Source organism: Campylobacter vulpis, from assembly GCF_014217995.1.
Classification (GTDB): Bacteria; Campylobacterota; Campylobacteria; order Campylobacterales; family Campylobacteraceae; genus Campylobacter_D; species Campylobacter_D vulpis.
In genome coordinates this window covers 1,179,841-1,196,066 of record NZ_CP041617.1, presented here as the reverse complement: position 1 = coordinate 1,196,066, position 16,226 = coordinate 1,179,841, and the positions used below count along the sequence as shown (strand labels likewise).

At 35.3% G+C, this 16,226-nt stretch carries 16 protein-coding genes; 13 read left to right on the top strand and 3 right to left on the bottom strand.

Annotated features, from left to right (window positions below):
* Nucleotides 1-2: 2 nt before the first annotated feature.
* Nucleotides 3-1,010: a Holliday junction branch migration DNA helicase RuvB gene (gene ruvB, locus CVULP_RS06145; RefSeq protein ID WP_099460783.1), complete on the bottom strand. Its 1,008-nt coding sequence runs from the start codon at nucleotides 1,008-1,010 to the stop codon at nucleotides 3-5.
* Between the two features lie 132 nt (nucleotides 1,011-1,142).
* On the opposite strand from ruvB, the gene CVULP_RS06140 reads away from it, so the two are divergent.
* Genes CVULP_RS06140 through CVULP_RS06080 form a run of 13 tightly spaced genes read left to right on the top strand, consistent with a single transcriptional unit; the run spans nucleotide 1,143 to nucleotide 14,006 of the window.
* A complete protein-coding gene (locus CVULP_RS06140) occupies nucleotides 1,143-2,438 on the top strand; it encodes a sigma-54-dependent transcriptional regulator (RefSeq protein WP_099506955.1) in 1,296 nt (431 codons plus the stop codon).
* A gap of 5 nt (nucleotides 2,439-2,443) precedes the next feature.
* Complete coding sequence (locus CVULP_RS06135) at nucleotides 2,444-3,472, top strand: aspartate-semialdehyde dehydrogenase (RefSeq protein ID WP_099506954.1); 1,029 nt, start codon at nucleotides 2,444-2,446, stop codon at nucleotides 3,470-3,472.
* The gene (locus CVULP_RS06130) at nucleotides 3,472-3,978 is read left to right on the top strand and encodes a YqhA family protein (RefSeq protein WP_099460780.1); all 507 of its coding nucleotides are present in this window, start codon (nucleotides 3,472-3,474) and stop codon (nucleotides 3,976-3,978) included. The genes CVULP_RS06135 and CVULP_RS06130 overlap by 1 nt, the downstream gene beginning before the upstream one ends.
* Nucleotides 3,979-4,031: 53 nt before the next feature.
* Nucleotides 4,032-4,229: a mini-MOMP protein gene (locus CVULP_RS06125; RefSeq protein ID WP_099506953.1), complete on the top strand. Its 198-nt coding sequence runs from the start codon at nucleotides 4,032-4,034 to the stop codon at nucleotides 4,227-4,229.
* A gap of 10 nt (nucleotides 4,230-4,239) precedes the next feature.
* Nucleotides 4,240-4,659, top strand: coding sequence for a c-type cytochrome (locus CVULP_RS06120; RefSeq protein WP_099506952.1), 420 nt, complete (start codon nucleotides 4,240-4,242; stop codon nucleotides 4,657-4,659).
* A gap of 20 nt (nucleotides 4,660-4,679) precedes the next feature.
* Nucleotides 4,680-5,795, top strand: coding sequence for an ABC transporter substrate-binding protein (locus CVULP_RS06115; protein WP_099506951.1), 1,116 nt, complete (start codon nucleotides 4,680-4,682; stop codon nucleotides 5,793-5,795).
* Nucleotides 5,796-5,805: 10 nt separating this feature from the next.
* Nucleotides 5,806-6,915, top strand: coding sequence for an ABC transporter substrate-binding protein (locus CVULP_RS06110; RefSeq protein ID WP_099506950.1), 1,110 nt, complete (start codon nucleotides 5,806-5,808; stop codon nucleotides 6,913-6,915).
* A 16-nt stretch (nucleotides 6,916-6,931) separates the two neighbouring features.
* Nucleotides 6,932-7,828: a branched-chain amino acid ABC transporter permease gene (locus tag CVULP_RS06105; protein ID WP_099460775.1), complete on the top strand. Its 897-nt coding sequence runs from the start codon at nucleotides 6,932-6,934 to the stop codon at nucleotides 7,826-7,828.
* Nucleotides 7,828-8,880 carry a branched-chain amino acid ABC transporter permease gene (locus CVULP_RS06100; protein WP_099506949.1) on the top strand — a complete coding sequence of 351 codons (1,053 nt, stop codon included), beginning with the start codon at nucleotides 7,828-7,830 and terminating at the stop codon, nucleotides 8,878-8,880. The genes CVULP_RS06105 and CVULP_RS06100 overlap by 1 nt, the downstream gene beginning before the upstream one ends.
* Nucleotides 8,877-9,647: an ABC transporter ATP-binding protein gene (locus tag CVULP_RS06095; RefSeq protein ID WP_099506948.1), complete on the top strand. Its 771-nt coding sequence runs from the start codon at nucleotides 8,877-8,879 to the stop codon at nucleotides 9,645-9,647. Before CVULP_RS06100 ends, CVULP_RS06095 begins: the two co-directional genes overlap by 4 nt.
* Nucleotides 9,634-10,329, top strand: coding sequence for an ABC transporter ATP-binding protein (locus tag CVULP_RS06090; protein WP_099506947.1), 696 nt, complete (start codon nucleotides 9,634-9,636; stop codon nucleotides 10,327-10,329). The genes CVULP_RS06095 and CVULP_RS06090 overlap by 14 nt, the downstream gene beginning before the upstream one ends.
* The gene (gene ccsA / locus CVULP_RS06085; protein ID WP_099506946.1) at nucleotides 10,330-13,560 is read left to right on the top strand and encodes a cytochrome c biogenesis protein; all 3,231 of its coding nucleotides are present in this window, start codon (nucleotides 10,330-10,332) and stop codon (nucleotides 13,558-13,560) included.
* A complete protein-coding gene (locus CVULP_RS06080; RefSeq protein WP_099506945.1) occupies nucleotides 13,560-14,006 on the top strand; it encodes a hypothetical protein in 447 nt (148 codons plus the stop codon). Before ccsA ends, CVULP_RS06080 begins: the two co-directional genes overlap by 1 nt.
* Here the strand turns inward: CVULP_RS06080 and murG are convergent.
* Together murG and ftsW are read right to left on the bottom strand one after the other, a co-directional pair.
* Nucleotides 13,993-15,009: an undecaprenyldiphospho-muramoylpentapeptide beta-N-acetylglucosaminyltransferase gene (gene murG, locus CVULP_RS06075; protein WP_257874321.1), complete on the bottom strand. Its 1,017-nt coding sequence runs from the start codon at nucleotides 15,007-15,009 to the stop codon at nucleotides 13,993-13,995. The two genes, CVULP_RS06080 and murG, sit on opposite strands and share 14 nt — an antisense overlap.
* Entirely contained in the window at nucleotides 15,003-16,166 is a 1,164-nt protein-coding gene (gene ftsW / locus CVULP_RS06070) for a putative lipid II flippase FtsW (RefSeq protein WP_099460768.1), read from the bottom strand. Before ftsW ends, murG begins: the two co-directional genes overlap by 7 nt.
* Between the last annotated feature and the right edge of the window lie 60 nt (nucleotides 16,167-16,226).

Here is a 16,226-nt window from a genome sequence, read left to right as displayed (position 1 = left end):
AATCAATCCTCAAATAAAGTTTTTTCATAATTAAGCTTAAGCGTAGCATAGCTTTTTGTGCTAGCAATGCGACCTTTTGCAGTGCGTTCGATGTAGCCATTTGCGAGTAAATAAGGCTCAATCACATCTTCAACCGTATTTTCATCTTCACTTAAAGCCGCGGCTATACTTGCAAGTCCCATAGCCTTACCTTTAGCGGAGGTTAAAAGCTCTAAATATCTTAAATCCATATTATCAAAGCCCAGCTCATTAACTCCTAGAGAATTTAAAGCTTCATTGGCTCTTGTAAGGCTAATATTTTCTTCATCATTGACATCGGCAAAATCACGCACCCTCTTTAAAAGCCTTAGGGCAATTCTAGGAGTGGAGCGTGAACGCTTGGCGATTTCTAAAGCGGCTTTTTCCTCGCAGTTTTTATGAAGTTTAAGTGCGGCTTTTTGTAAGATGAGGGCAAGTTCTTCATTTTTGTAAAATTCAAGGCGAAATTGCATACCAAAGCGGTCTCTTAAAGGATTACTAAGCATTCCAGCCCTTGTAGTCGCACCGATGAGCGTGAATTTGGGGAGATCGATTTTAATCGTTTGAGCCGCAGGTCCGCTTCCTATGATAATATCCAGTCTAAAATCCTCCATAGCAGGGTAAAGCACCTCCTCAATGGCAGGGCTAAGACGGTGAATCTCATCGATAAAAAGCACATCGCCTTCGCTTAAATTTGTCAAAATGGCTGCTAAATCTCCGCTTTTTTCTATCATTGGAGCGGCTGTTGTTTTGATATTTGCTCCCATTTCTGCGGCGATGATATTTGCAAGAGTTGTTTTACCAAGTCCCGCTGGTCCGCTAAAAAGGATATGGTCTAGACACTCTTCGCGTTTTTTGGCTGCACTGATGAAAATATGAAGGTTTTTTTTAATGCTTTCTTGCCCTATGTAACCATCGAAATTTGAGGGTCTTAAGGAGTTTTCATAGGTTTCATCGGGGGAGAATTTTTCAATTTCTACTATCCTGTCCATAATCGCTTTCTTTGAAATGTGATAAAAATTGCGAATTCTAGCAAAAGGCTTTTTAAAAAAAGATGAAATGAGCTTAATTTGTTTAAAAGCTTGTTTTTGCTAAAGTATGGGCTTTAAATTTAAAGGGAAATGATGAATTTGGTGATCGTTGAAGATGATATTAATATGCGAAAATCTTTAGAAATCGCTCTGGGTGAATATGAGGAATTTAAAATCAAGTCTTATAAATCTGCCACAGAAGCCTTGAAAAAGCTTAGTGATGATACAGATTTGATTATCACGGATATTAATATGCCCGGACTTGATGGACTTGAATTTGTCAAGGCTTGTGAAAATAAGTATGATTTTATCATTATCACAGGTAATGCTACACTTAACCGTGCTATTGAGGCGGTGCGTTTAGGCGTTAAGGACTTTTTAACTAAGCCTTTTGATGTTAATACCCTAGTTCAGGCAATTAAAAGGGCAAAAATCATACGCGAAAAAACAAGTGATAAAAAAAGTGCCAAAAAAGATAATTTAATACAAAATGACTTTTTTGCAACTTCTGCAAAATTAGAAGCAACTTTAAAATTGAGCGAAAAGGCAGCAAAAACAGATGTTGCAGTGATGTTTTTTGGCGAAAGCGGAGTGGGAAAGGAGCTTTTTTCAAGACATATTCATAAAAATAGCAAAAGAGCCTTAAAACCTTTTGTAGCCATTAATATGGCTGCCATTCCTACCAATTTGATAGAAAGTGAGCTTTTTGGCTTTGAAAAGGGAGCTTTTACAGATGCAAATGCCACTAAAATAGGGCTTTTTGAAATGGCAAATGAGGGCACACTTTTCTTAGATGAAATCGGCGAAATGCCTTATGAAATTCAAGCTAAGCTTTTAAGAGCCTTGCAAGAAAAAGAAATCACGCGTCTTGGAAGCACAAAAGCCATTAAAATCGATGTAAGAATCATCAGTGCAACAAATGCAAATTTGGAGGAAAAGATTAAAAATGGAGACTTTAGAAGTGATCTTTATTACCGCTTAAATACCCTACCTATACAAATCCCCCCTTTAAGAGAGCGAAAAGAGGAGATTTTAAGCATAGCAAGTAAGGTTTTAATGGATACTTGTAAAGAATATGAGCTTGAGAATAAAACATTAAGCAAAGAAGCGCAAAATGCCTTGCTAGAGTATGAATTCCCAGGCAATATAAGAGAACTTATCTCCATAGTGCAAAGGGCTTGCATTTTAAGTGAGGGGGAGAAAATCACAAAAGAAGATTTATTTTTAGAAGCAAGAAGCACGAAAAAAGAGTTGAAAAATTTAGAAAAAGAGCTTTTAGAAGAGGGACTTAAAAATATGGACTATAATGTGGAGAAAACGGCGGAATTTTTGGGTATGGAACTTAAAATTTTAAAAGAAAAAATGAAAAAATATCACATAAAAGGATAAAGAAAATGAAAAAGCAAAAAATAGCCATAGTGGGTGCGACAGGAGCTGTGGGGGAGGAACTTTTAAATGTCTTAGATGAGCTTGATTTTCCTGTGGAGAGTATTTTGCCCTTAGCAAGTGCGAAGAGTGCGGGAAGCGAGGTGGAATTTGGGGGGAAATTTTATAAGGTTAAAGAGCTAACTGAAGAGGTTTTTAAGCAAAATCCTGTCGATATAGCTTTTTTTAGTGCGGGGGGAAGTATCTCGGCAAAATACGCTAAATTTGCTGTGGAGACTGGTGCTGTTGTGATTGATAATACAAGTCATTTTAGAATGAATCAAGATGTGCCTTTAGTCGTTCCTGAGTGTAATGCTGAGGATATAAAGCTTTGGAAGAAAACGGGAATCATTGCAAATCCAAATTGTTCAACCATACAAATGGTGCATATTTTAAAGCCTTTAGATGAGGTTTTTAATCTTAAGAGGGTTAATGTAGCGACCTATCAAGCGGCAAGTGGAGCGGGTAAAGAGGGTATGGCAGAGCTTGTGGAGGGACTTCAAAGCTTTTTTGCCTTTAAGCTTGATGAATTTAAGGCTAATACCTTTCCTTACACTTTAGCATTAAATTTAATCCCACAAATTGATGAATTTAGCGATAATGGTTACACAAAAGAGGAGCTTAAAATGGTTAATGAAACACAAAAAATCCTCCATAAGAACCTAGAAATCTCCGCTACTTGTGTGCGTGTGGGAGTGCTTAGAAGTCATAGTGAGGCTTTAAGTTTGCATTTTGAAAAAGAAGTTGATGTTAAAAAAGCAAGAGAAATTTTAAAAAATGCCCCAAGTGTCGTAGTTATCGATGATGTGGCTAATAAAAAATATCCTATGCCTCTTTTTGCTAGCGATACAAATGAAACTTATGTGGGTAGAATTCGCAAAGACATTAGCCGTGATAATGTTTTGCATTTGTGGTGCGTGGCAGACCAAATTCGCGTAGGAGCGGCGACAAATGCTGTAAGAATCGCACAAAAATGGCTTGAGTTAAGGGGAAAATGATGTTGGAGAAAATATTTGAGGGCTTATTGGTAAAAAGTCGCTTTGTTACGATTTTACCTGTTATTTTTGGGCTTGTGGGAGCTTTTGTTTTATTTTTTATCGCAAGTTATGATGTTGTAAAGGTGATTTTTTTCACTTATCAATATTTCTTTACTTCTGGTGTTGAGATTGATTTGCATGAAGATGTAGTGGGACTGATTATCGGGGCTGTGGATTTATATTTGATGGCTTTGGTTTTATTTATTTTTTCTTTTGGGGTATATGAGCTTTTTATCAGTGAGATAGAGGAATTTAAGCAAACTAAGCAAAGTAGAGTTTTGGAAGTGCATAGCTTAGACCAGCTTAAAGATAAGCTTGCAAAGGTGATTATTATGGTTTTGGTGGTGAATTTTTTTCAACGTGTTTTGCAAATGAAATTTACTACTCCTGTGGATATGGCTTATTTGGCTGGATCTATTTTGGCACTTTGTGTGGGGCTTTATTTTTTGCATAAGGGGGGACATTGAGTTTAACTTTTTTTGCTATAATCTTTCACTTTATGAAATTTTAAGGAGAAATGATGAGGAAATTTGCCCTTATTTGCGTGTTTTTAAGCTTAAATATTTTAGTTTCTAACGCAGCTCCTCTTGATGAAGTATTTAAAGATGTAGAAGTTTCAGGAACGGTGCGTTATAGGTATGAAAGCTCAAATACAAAGCTAAAGGATAGAAATTCAAAATCTAGCACCAAAACACGCACGGATATTACGATACAATAAGGTTTTTTATATGATAAGATTTGTATTTTTAGTTTCTATTTTTATCGTTGGTCTTTTTGGGATTAATTTAAAGTCTTTTTTTACTTATACTTTTGATTCGGGTAAAACTTATGATATGCAAAAAGCTAAAGATTTGTATTTTCAAAAAAAGTGTCAAACTTGTCACGGCGATACTGGTGAGAGAAAAATTTCAGGAAAGGCTTTAAAAGATATGAAGCCAGAGGATATTAAATCCTCTTTAATTAACTTTACCTTAGAGGGAGGAAATTCTGTTAATATGGCTGTGCATTCTAGAAATTTAAGCCACGCCGAAATTGATGAAATTATTGCTTATATCAAAGGTGAAGATTTTGCAATGGAGTTACAGGTAAAAGACTTGCTCGAGGAAGAGCCACCTCAAAAAACTAAGCACGGGATTTTTATTAAGTAAATTTATTTAAAGGAGAAAAGATGAAAAAATATATTGTAGCTTTAACAAGCTTAGCTCTTGCGAGTTCTTTGTATGCAAAAGATGTTAATGTTGGGGTTATTTTGCCCTTAACAGGCACGATTGCAGCTTATGGTCAAGATGTTTTTGCTGGAGTTAAATTGGCAAATAAATTAAATCCAACTCTTTCAAATGGTGATAAAGTTAATCTTATTGTGATTGACAATAAGGGCGATAAACTAGAAACTTCAAGTGGAGTTAATCGTCTCATTTCTCAAAATGGCGTTTTAGGGATTATAGGAGCAGCTGCAACGCCAAATACCATTCAAGCTATTTCCATAGCGGAAGATAAAAAAGTTCCACTTATAGCACCTGTAGCATCTGGAGATAGGCTTTTAGATAAGAAAAAATATGCTAGTAGGGTTTGCTTTAAAGATAGTTTTCAGGGTGATAAATTTGCTAATTATGTAGCGAAAGATTTAAAGCTTTCAAATGCTGTTCTTATCGTGGATCAAAGCAATGTTTATTCTTTAGGTCTTGCTAAGGCTTTTGAAGAAAGTTTTGTGGCAAACGGTGGTAAAGTGCTTAAAAAATTGATGATAAATTCAGGCGATAAAGATTTTAGAGCGGTTATTTCTCAATTTAAGGCTTTAAATGCGGATTTTGTTTATATGCCAATTTATCATCCAGAAGCTGCTCTTATTGCAAGACAAGCGAGGCAAATGGGTTTTGATAAGCTTTTGGCGGCGGGAGATGGGATAAATAATCAAACCTTCATCGAGCTTGGTGGCAATGCTGTGGAGGGCGTGATTTTTACAGATAGTTTTGATTCTGGTAATCCTAGCACAAAATTAGGCAAAGATTTCATTGCTAACTATGAAAAAACTAAAGGTGTAAAGGAGCTCCCAGCTTTTTCTGCTATGGGTGCGGACGCATATTATGTAATGCTTAATGCAATGAATGCTTGTATTGATAATCTAAATGCCGAATGTATTAATGAAAAAATTCATCAAACGACTAATTTTGAGGGTGTTGGAGGATTAATTAGTATAGATTCTAGTGGTAATGCTACGCGTTCTGTGGTAATTAAAGAAATTAAAAATCAAAAACAAGTTTATAAAACCATTATTAATCCATAAGGGCAAAGCGATGAGGAAAAGTTTAGTTTTAATTACTTGTTTGGTGGCTGCTTTAAGCGCTAAGGAAATTCGAGTAGGTGTTGTTTTGCCTTTAACGGGCGTAACGGCAGCTTATGGGCAAAGTGCTTTAGAGGGAATTAGATTAGCTAATTCTTTACAAGCAATTTTACAAAATGGCGATAAAGTCAATCTTGTTGTGGTTGATACTAAGGGCGATAAATTAGAATCTTCAAGTGCAGCCAATCGTCTTGTTTCGCAAGATAAAGTTTTTGGTTTAATAGGAGAAATGACAACGGCAAATACTTTGCAAGTGATGCGTGTAGCTGAGGATAATAAAATCCCCCTTATTGCTCCAGCAGCCACAGGAGATAGGCTTTTGGATAAAAAGGCTTATTCTTCTAGAGTGTGTTTTATGGATAGCTTTCAAGGTGCGTCCTTGGCAAAATATGCTTTTGAAAATTTAAATTATAAAAATGCTGTATTGGTTTTAGACCAAAGCACAGATTACTCTTTAGGTTTAGCGAGGGCTTTTGAAAAAGAATTTAATGCTAAGGGTGGTAAGGTTTTAAAAAGTTTGAGAATTAATTCGGGAGATAAGGATTTTAAAGCTATTATTGCACAAATAAAGGGCTTAAATCCCGATTTTATCTTTTTGCCACTTTATTATAGTGAAGCATCTTTATTTGTGCGTCAAGCAAGAAATGCTGGCTTATTAACGCCTATGGCTTCAGCTGATGGAGTAGCCGATCAAAGTTTTATAGAATTGGCAGGTAGTGCAAGCGAGGGTTATATCTTTACCGATAGTTTTGATTCTCATAATCCCTCAACAAAGCTTAGTAAGGACTTCATTGCCAATTATGAAAAGGCAAAAGGCACTAAAGAAGTGCCAAATTTTACAGCTATGGGTGCGGACGCTTATTTTGTAATGTTTAATGCTCTTAATGCTTGTGTGGATAATCTCACTCCAGTTTGTGTTAATGAAAAAATTCATCAAACGATTAATTTTGAAGGAGTTTCTGGGATAATTAGCATTGATAAAACGGGCAATGCTACGCGCTCAGTTGTGCTTAAAGAGATTAAAAATCAAAAACAAGTTTTTAAAGATATTATTAATCCTTAAGGGAAATTTGTAGATTATGGATTCGACTTTATTTTTACAGCAGCTTGTTAATGGCTTTAGCCTTGGCAGTATGTATGCACTTATTGCTGTGGGTTATACTATGGTTTATGGAGTTTTAAGACTGATTAATTTCGCCCACGGGGACATTATGATGGTAAGTGCGTATGCTGCACTTTTTTGCATTACTAGTCTTAATGTGCCTTTTTTAGGGGCACTTTCTTTAGCTATGATTTTTGCTATGGTTGTGGGGATAGCTACGGATAAGATAGCTTATAAGCCTTTACGAAAAGCCCCTAGAATTTCTTTGTTAATCACTGCGATTGGCATTAGTTTTTTCTTGCAAAATTTATTCAATATGCTTTTCACTTCCACTCCAAAGGCTTTTTTACCGCCAGCTTATTTTGAAGAGTTAATTAATGTGGGTGGGATAAGCGTTACCTTTGGTAGTTTGCTTGTGCCTTTAATTACTTTTATTATTGTTGTGATTGTGCTTTTGATTTTATATAAAAGCAAATATGGTATCGCAATTCGTGCTTTAGCCTTTGATGTGCAAACTGTGAATTTGATGGGAATTGATGCAAATCGTATTATTGCTATGGTTTTCGCGTTAGGTTCTGCTTTGGCAGCTGTGGGAGGAGTCTTTTGGGCAAGTATGTATTATTCTATTACCCCAACCATGGGAACACTCATAGGACTTAAAGCCTTTGCCGCTGCGGTTTTAGGAGGTATAGGTTCTGTGGTGGGAGCTGTGATAGGGGGATTAATTATAGGATTAACAGAAGTTATTGCCGTGGCGTTTTTTCCAGAACTTTCTGGTTTTAAAGATGCTTTTGCTTTTATATTTTTAGTTTTTATTTTATTATTTAAGCCTACTGGAATTTTAGGCATTAATTTTGAAAAAAGTAGGTTTTGATGATGAGTAGAGCAAAAATTTCACATTTGACATTTTTATTTTTAGCACTTGCTTTCATCTTTGTTTCGCCTAGAATTTTTAGTGATTATGGTATGAGCATAGTAAATCAAATTGCCATTTTTATAATCTTAGCTGTAAGCTATAATTTAATTAATGGTGTTACTGGGCAATTTTCCTTAGAGCCAAATGGCTTTGTGGCTGTGGGTGCTTATGTTGCGGCTTTAGTGCTTTTAAGCACGGAGGCAAAAGAGGAGCAGTTTTTTTATGATGGGATTAATCCTTTCATTTTAGCCTTACATTCTCCAAGTTTTATTGTAGCTTTGCTTGCGGCTGGTTTGTGTGCCTGTTTGCTTTCTTTTATTCTTTCTTTTGCGGTTTTTCGTGTAAGGGGAGATTATTTAGCGATTGTAACACTAGGATTTGGTATCATCATTAAACTTTTAGCTCTTAGTTTTCCTACTTTTACAAATGGCTCAAGAGGGATTAATGAAATTCCAGCTTATTCTAATATTTATTGGACAGGTGGCATAGCTATTATTGCTGTTATTTTAATTTTAAATATAGTCTATTCTAAATATGGACGCGCAATGAAAGCTATAAGAGATGATGAAGATGCAGCAAGTGCGATGGGGATTAATACCTTTTGGATTAAAACTCTTGCTTTTGGCACTTCAGCGTTTTTAGAGGGCGTTGGAGGAGGACTTTTAGCTTGTCTTTTAACGACGGTTTCGCCAGAGCAATTTGACTTTTTGCTAACCTTTCAACTTCTTATCATTATCGTTTTGGGAGGACTTGGTTCGACTACTGGAGCGATTTTAGGCTCTATTTTAGTCATAGGCGGAGCAGAATGGCTAAGATTTTTAGATGAATTTAAAATTCAAATGGAGTTTTTTGGAGCAGAAATTCAAACGGGGCATGGACTTAGAATGGTCGTTTTTTCTCTTATACTTATATTTGTTATGCTTTTTGCTAGAAGAGGCATTATGGGCGATAGAGAATTGTTAGATATTTTTAAAGCCTTCCAAAAGCGTTTTAAAGGGAGTGAAAAATGATTTTGGAGTTAAAGAAAATTTCTAAAAGTTTCGGTGGGGTTAAGGCGATTAATGAAACTTCTTTTGGTGTGAGTGAGGGTGAAATTTTTGCACTCATAGGTCCAAATGGTGCGGGTAAGACGACACTTTTTAATATTATTACGGGAAATTACAAACCAACAAGTGGAGAGGTTTTATTTAAGGGGCAAAGAATTGATACGCTTAAGCCTCATAAAATTGTGCATTGTGGTATAGCTAGAACCTTTCAAAACATTAGACTTTTTTCCAGTATGAATGTGCTTGAAAATGTCTTAATAGGATTTAATCATCAAATGAAATATAGTATTTTGGAGGCTTTTTTACATTTAGGGCGTTTTTCTAAGGTAGAGAGCGAATTTAAAGATAGAGCTTATGCGCTTTTAAAAGAGCTTGAACTTGAAGATGTGGCTTATCATAAGGCAACAAGTTTGAGTTATGGACAGCAAAGAAAGGTTGAAATCGCAAGGGCTATGGCGACAAATCCTAGTCTCCTCTTGCTTGATGAACCAGCTGCTGGAATGAATGGTGCAGAAAGTGGAGCTTTAGCGGAGCTTATTTTTAGATTGAGAAGAGATTATAAAATGGGCGTTTTATTGATAGAACACGATATGAAATTTGTCAATAAGCTTTGCGATAGAGTTTTGGTTTTAGATTATGGGCGAACGATTTTTGAGGGTAAATTAAGCGATGCAATTAATCATAAAGAGGTTATTGCGGCTTATTTGGGGGATTTTGATGCTGATTGTTAAAAATTTACATGTTTATTATGGTTTGATTGAGGCTTTAAAAGGAATTAGTTTTGAAGTGAAAACAGGGCAAATTGTCTCACTTATAGGTTCAAATGGAGCAGGTAAAACTTCAACTCTAAATGCCTTATTAAATTCTGTTAAAAGAACTGGAGAAATCAATTTTCTGGGTTATGAGACAAAAAGGCATTTGACACATACTTTGGTGCAAAAAGGTATAGCCTTGGTTCCTGAGGGGCGTAGGGTTTTTATCAATTTAACTGTTGAAGAAAATTTAAAAATAGGTGCTTATAATAATAGTGAAAATTATGAGCATTTAAGGGAACAAATGTATAAGCTCTTCCCGCGCCTCGTGAGTAAAAAACACACTTTGGCTGGGAATTTAAGCGGAGGTGAATCACAAATGTTAGCAATTTCAAGAGCTTTAATGAGTGAGCCTAAGCTTTTAATGCTTGATGAGCCATCTTTAGGGCTTGCACCTAAGATTGTAGGTGAGGTTTTTGACATTATTGTGCGTTTAAAAGAAGAGGGCATTACCATACTTTTGGTTGAACAAAATGCCTTTTCAGCTCTTAAAATAAGCGACTATGCCTATGTTTTAGAAAATGGACATATAGTGATGCAAGATGAGGCACAAAATTTGATTCATAATGATGAGATTAAAAAGAAATATTTGGGATTATAAATGAAAAATTTCTTAAAAAGTGTGGGAGATTTGCGAATTTCTATTGCTCTATTTTTGCTTTTCGCACTTTTTTGTGCTTTGGCAACCTTTATTGAAAGTGCTTATGGAACGCCTACCGCTTGGGCTATGATTTATGGCACAGCTTGGTTTGGTTATATTCAACTTTTACTTGGCATTAATTTACTTTGTGCGATGTTTGCTTATAAAATGTTTAGACTTAAAAAGCTACCATTAATGATTTTTCATTTTTCTTTTTTATTTATTCTTTTGGGTAGTGCGATGACGCGATATGGCGGCTTTGAAGGTATGCTTCATATAAGAGAAAAGGCTGAAAATTCCATTATGCAAAGTGCAAAAAGCACCATACGCTTTTCAGCGGTGGAAAATGGTGCGATTTATAGTAGCGTCAATACCGAACATATAGGCGTCTTACCTTTTGTCAATTCTTTTAATATGCAGCTTAATATGAGCGAAAAGGCAAATTTGATTTATAAGGACTTACTTTTAGACGCGAAGTATGTTTTTGAAGAAAATAATGCCTCTTCCCCTTTACTTGTCCTAATGCTTTCCTCGCAGGGTATGCAAGGGAGTGAAGTTGTCTTTAAAAAGGGAGAGATTAAGAATTTAAGCGGAGTTAATTTTGCTTTTTTAAATGATGCGGTTCAAGCCCCTTTTGTAAAAATTGACGAAAATTTACAACTTAGTTCTAGTGAAGATTTGAAATTTTTGAGTATGGGCGATGGCACAAGTGCAGTTTTAAAAGCAAAAGCTAAGGAGAGCGTGAAAGAAAGAAGACTTTATGAATTAAATGGTGTCAATTTTGTGGTTAAATTTGCTTCTTTAAGTGCAAAGGAAAGCATTCGTGGAGTTAATAGAGAGCAGGATTCTAGCTTTTTGGCGTGGTTTAAGAGTGCTTGGCTGGAAGTGGGACGCACTTTTTTAGTTTCTTCTTTTGGCGAGCCGCAAACTTGGAAGGCTTCTTGGCTTTTGGGTTTAAAAGATTTTGCGATGAGTAAGGATTATCAGGCACTTAAGCTGACAGGACGCAACGCCTTAAAGCTTGAGTTAAATTATAAGGGGCAAAATAAAGAAGTTGTAGTATTTGAGTATGATAATCCTCTATCTGTAGAACTTGCTGGGCGTAAATTTTTTATCTCTTGGACTTATAGCTATGAAGAGCTTCCCTTTACGCTTTACCTTAAAGACTTCGTAATGGATCGCTATCCAGGGTCAAATTCTCCAGCATCTTATGCAAGTGAAGTGATTGTAAAAGATAAGGATAAGGAATTTGATTATAGGATTTTTATGAATAATGTTTTAGATTATAGAGGTTATCGTTTTTATCAAAGCTCATATGATCAAGATGAGTTAGGCACTATACTTTCAGTCAATCAGGACCCTGGTAAAATTCCCACCTACATAGGTTATTTTTTGCTTTCTCTTGGTATGTTTTTAAATTTACTTAATCCCCATTCAAGATTTAGAACTTTAGCGAAGATGATTAATAAAGAAGCGATGAAAAATACCGCCACCTTTCTTTTTATCTTCTTTTTTTGCTTTGGAGCAAGTAAGGCTCTAGCACAAAATAATTTACCCATCATAGATAAAGAACATGCTAAAACGCTTAATTTTTTAGTGGTGCAGAAATTTGATGGGCGTATGAGTCCTTTTGATACCTTAGCAAAAGAGGTTTTGGAAAAAATTCGAAAAAGTGATACCTATCAAAATCAAGAAGCAAGTGCCATTATGCTTTCTATGATGATGAATCCTAATGAGTGGCAAAAAGAACCTTTTATCATCATGCCTAAAAATGAGACTGCAAGAGATGAAATTGCTAAAATTTTAGAAATAAAAAGTGCTAAATATATAGCCTATAAAGATTTTTTCACTAAAGACGGACTTTATAAACTCCAGCGTTATGTCGAAAATGCTAATCGCAAAAGTCCAAATGCTAGAGGGGTTTTTGATAAGGAAATCATCGCTTTAGATGAGAGAGCAAATATTGTTAATTATGTTTTTGGTGGAATTTTGTTTAAGATTATCCCTAAGCAAAATGACGAAAACAATCTTTGGCTCCCACCTTTTTCTGCCTTAAAAGACTTGCAAGGCAAAGAGCAAGAGGTTGTTTGGGCTTTGATTAAAAATTATTTTAGTTCTGTTGATGAAGCTTTGGTAAGTGGCGATTGGACAAAGGCAAATGGTGGCTTGAATTTGATTAAGCAGTATCAGCTTAAATTTGGCTCTAGTATTGTGCCAAGTGAAAGAAAAATTGCCACGGAAATTTTTATTAATGAGGTGCAAATTTTTGTCAAGCTTATCCCTGTGTATCTTTTAGCTGGCTTCTTACTTTTGCTTTTAGTTTTAGCTAAAATGATTAATTATAAGCTTAAAATTGGTTTTGTTTTTAAGCTTGTGTATTATTTAAATATTTTTGTTTTTATGATACATACGGCAGGACTTGGGATTAGAGCTTATTTAGCCGAGCGAGCTCCTTGGAGTAATGCTTATGAGAGTATGGTTTATATTGCTTGGGCTTTGGCACTTTCTGGCATATTTTTCTCAAAAAGAAGTCCCATTTCTCTTTCTTTGACATCTATTTTAGCGGGAATTGTATTGGCTGTGGCTCATTTAAATGAGATGAATCCTCAAATTACACCTTTAATGCCTGTTTTACACTCTTACTGGCTTAGTATCCATGTTTCTGTAATTACGGCAAGTTATGGTTTTTTTGGCTTGAGTGCTTTGCTTGGAATTTTTGCCTTAATTTTAATGTGCTTTCTTAAAAAAGACGGAAATTTACAAAGCAGACTCTTACGAAATATTACAGAAGCGACTAGAATTAATGAAATGGCGATGATTTTAGGACTTTGTTTGCTTACCGTGGGGAATTTTTTAGGTGCTATTTGGGCTAATGAAAGTTGGGGGAGATATTGGAGTTGGGACAGCAAAGAAACTTGGTCGCTCATAAGCATACTTGTTTATGCTACAATTTTACATCTTAGAATGATTCCCAAATATGCAAATCAATTTATTTTTGCACTTTGGAGTATGTTTGCTTATTGGGTGATTATTATGACCTATTTTGGAGTTAATTATTTCTTGGTCGGTATGCACTCTTACGCTGCTGGCGAAGCAACACAAATTCCAAATTATGTTTATTGGGGTTTTTGCTTAATGATTGTTTTGGGAATTTTGGCTTATAGAAAGCGAAAATTTGTCGGTAGGCTTTGATGTCCCATATTGCCCTTATTGTTCTTTGTGCGGCTGGAGTTTTACTTTTTATTTTCGCCTTGATGACTTTTTTGATACTTGGTGGCAAAGAAAAAACTCCCAAAAAGGCAGAAGAAGCAGTTGTTTCTAAGAAAAAATTTAGCACGGATTTGGAAAAAATGATTGCTAAGGCAGCGGATACAAGTTTAAATGATAGCGATTTAAAGGAACTTGCCACTCTTTTTATTGCCACACATAAATTAGGCTCTAAAACTTCTAAGGATTTAGATGAGGCGACTAAGAAAAAGCTTGAATTTGTTTCAAGTTTCGCTTCAAATGCGAGTGCAAGTGCCACAAATGTGAGTTTTTTGAATAGAGAATTAAAAAAACTTTCCAACTCCTATAAAAAGGAAATTGACGCTTATGAGCAAATGGGACTTGCTAAACGCAAAATTAAAGAGAGTTAAGCACTCTTTCTAACATTAAATTTGCCCCATTTTTTTGTGTAATACCTTGCAATTTTTGACTAAGATATTCTAAATTCATCGTGAAGATTGATTTTAAAAGGGCTTTTTCATTTTGACATTGCTCTTGGGTGAAAATTTGACATAAAGCTCTATCTTGTAAAAATTTAGCGTTAAAAAATTGATGATTTTTAGCGGCGTAAGGATAAGGTATGAAAATGGTAGGTAAAGTATTTGCACAAAGTTCAAATAAAGTGCTAGCTCCAGCCCTTGAAATGGCTAAATCCGCCTCCCTCATTTTTGAGGCTAAATCATTATGAAAGGCAAATAGATCCACATCTATATTAAGCTCTTTATAAGCTTTTTCACAAAGCTCATAATCTTCTTTCCCACACTGATGAATGATTTTGATATCCCTTTCTTTCAGTTTTGACGCTAATTGAAGGGCGAGTTGGTTGATAAATTTAGCACCTTGAGAGCCTCCTAAAAAAATAATTGTTTTTAATTCTTTTCTTTCTCTTGCAAGAGTGAAAAAATCTTCTCCCACAGGGTAGGGGATAATTTCTTTTTCAAAGGCACTAAAAAAGTTTTTAGAAAAGGGCTTAAGAAAGGAATTTAAAGCCCCACTTTTTGAATTCTGCTCGTGGATAAAAAGTGGAATTCTTGCAAAAATCGCTCCAAAAGAAGCAGGTGCAGCACTATATCCTCCTACGCTAATAACGGCTTTTACGCTATGTTCTTTAAAAATTTTTTGGCACTTAAAGGAAAGTTTTAAGATATGTTTTAGGGCTTTTAATTTTTTCAATTTGCTTTGATTGACAACTCCTGTGGAGCTTAGAAAATACTTAGCCTTAAAACGCTCTTCTTTTTCAAACCACGCCTTATCTTGTCCATTTTCACTTCCTATATAAATGCAGTCTAAATTTTTTTTTACCGCACTTTCAAGTAAGCATTTAACGATATTTAAATGCCCTCCCGTGCCTCCACCTGTTAAAACTATCATAATTTAACCTTTTTTGAAATCATTAAAACATAGCCAAGCCCTATACAAATCGCCCACATTGAACTTCCTCCATAACTTAAAAGTGGCACGGCGACACCTTTTAGTGGGGTAAGTGAGATGATACCAAAAGCATTCATAAAAAATGAAAAAAGTAAAAGTAAAGCTATGCCAGAGCAAAAGATAAAATGCTCTTTTTTATCACATCGTCCAGCGATTCTAAAAATTCTTAGTATCATCCAAAGATAAAGAAAACAAATAAAAGCTAATCCTAAAAGCCCTATTTCTTCCGTAATGCCTGAAAGAACGAAATCTGTATGCACTTCACTCAAAAAGCCCAGCTTAAAAATTCCAAGCCCCAAACCCTCTCCAAAAAAGCCTCCGTGTGCTATGGCATTAAGTGAGTGTGAAATTTGATAGGGTTCGCTATTTTCACTCACACGAATGGCTGAAGCAATCCACTCGGGAAGTAGGGGTAAAAAGGCATCTTGAATGTTTCCCCACCAATTTGCAATGCGTTGAATTCTTCTTTGATTGCTAAAGATAACAGCTATACCTATCATCATCACAATTAAAATTCCAAAAGCAAAAAGTCTCTTACTAGCCCCCGCAAAAAAGGCAAGAGCAAGGATAAGAAAAAAACTAATGACACTTTGCCCTAAGTCATTTTGCGTGATATAAATATAGCCTATAACTAGGGTTGCTACAATGCAATAAGGTAAAAGTATGAGAATTTCGTGCTTAATCGCCTTTTTTTCATCATTAATACGCCTTGTGTAAGACCAAGCTAAAAAATAAATTAAGCCGATTTTAAAAAACTCTACCGGAGAAATAGAAACAGGACCAAGTCTAATCCACCTTTTTGCACCCCCACTTTCAGTGGCTAAATTTGTTGGCAGAAAGGGCAAAATGATAATGGCAAAAAAGGAAAAGATAAGGATAGCGAGTATGATTTTATAGGAATTTGAATTATCGGGATTAAGTTTTGAGAGAAAAAACATTATTAAAATTCCACTAATGCCAAAAAAAAGTTGGCGGATAAAAAAATGAAATTCATGATAATCAAAATATAAAATGGTAAAAGTAGTTAAAGAATAGGAAAAAATGATACCTATGGTGATTAAAGCACAACTTAAATAAAATAATTTTTTGTCCGCGACCATTACTTCCCTTATAAAATAACAAATCGCCATTATAACACGAATTTTTAAACTTATTTTGCT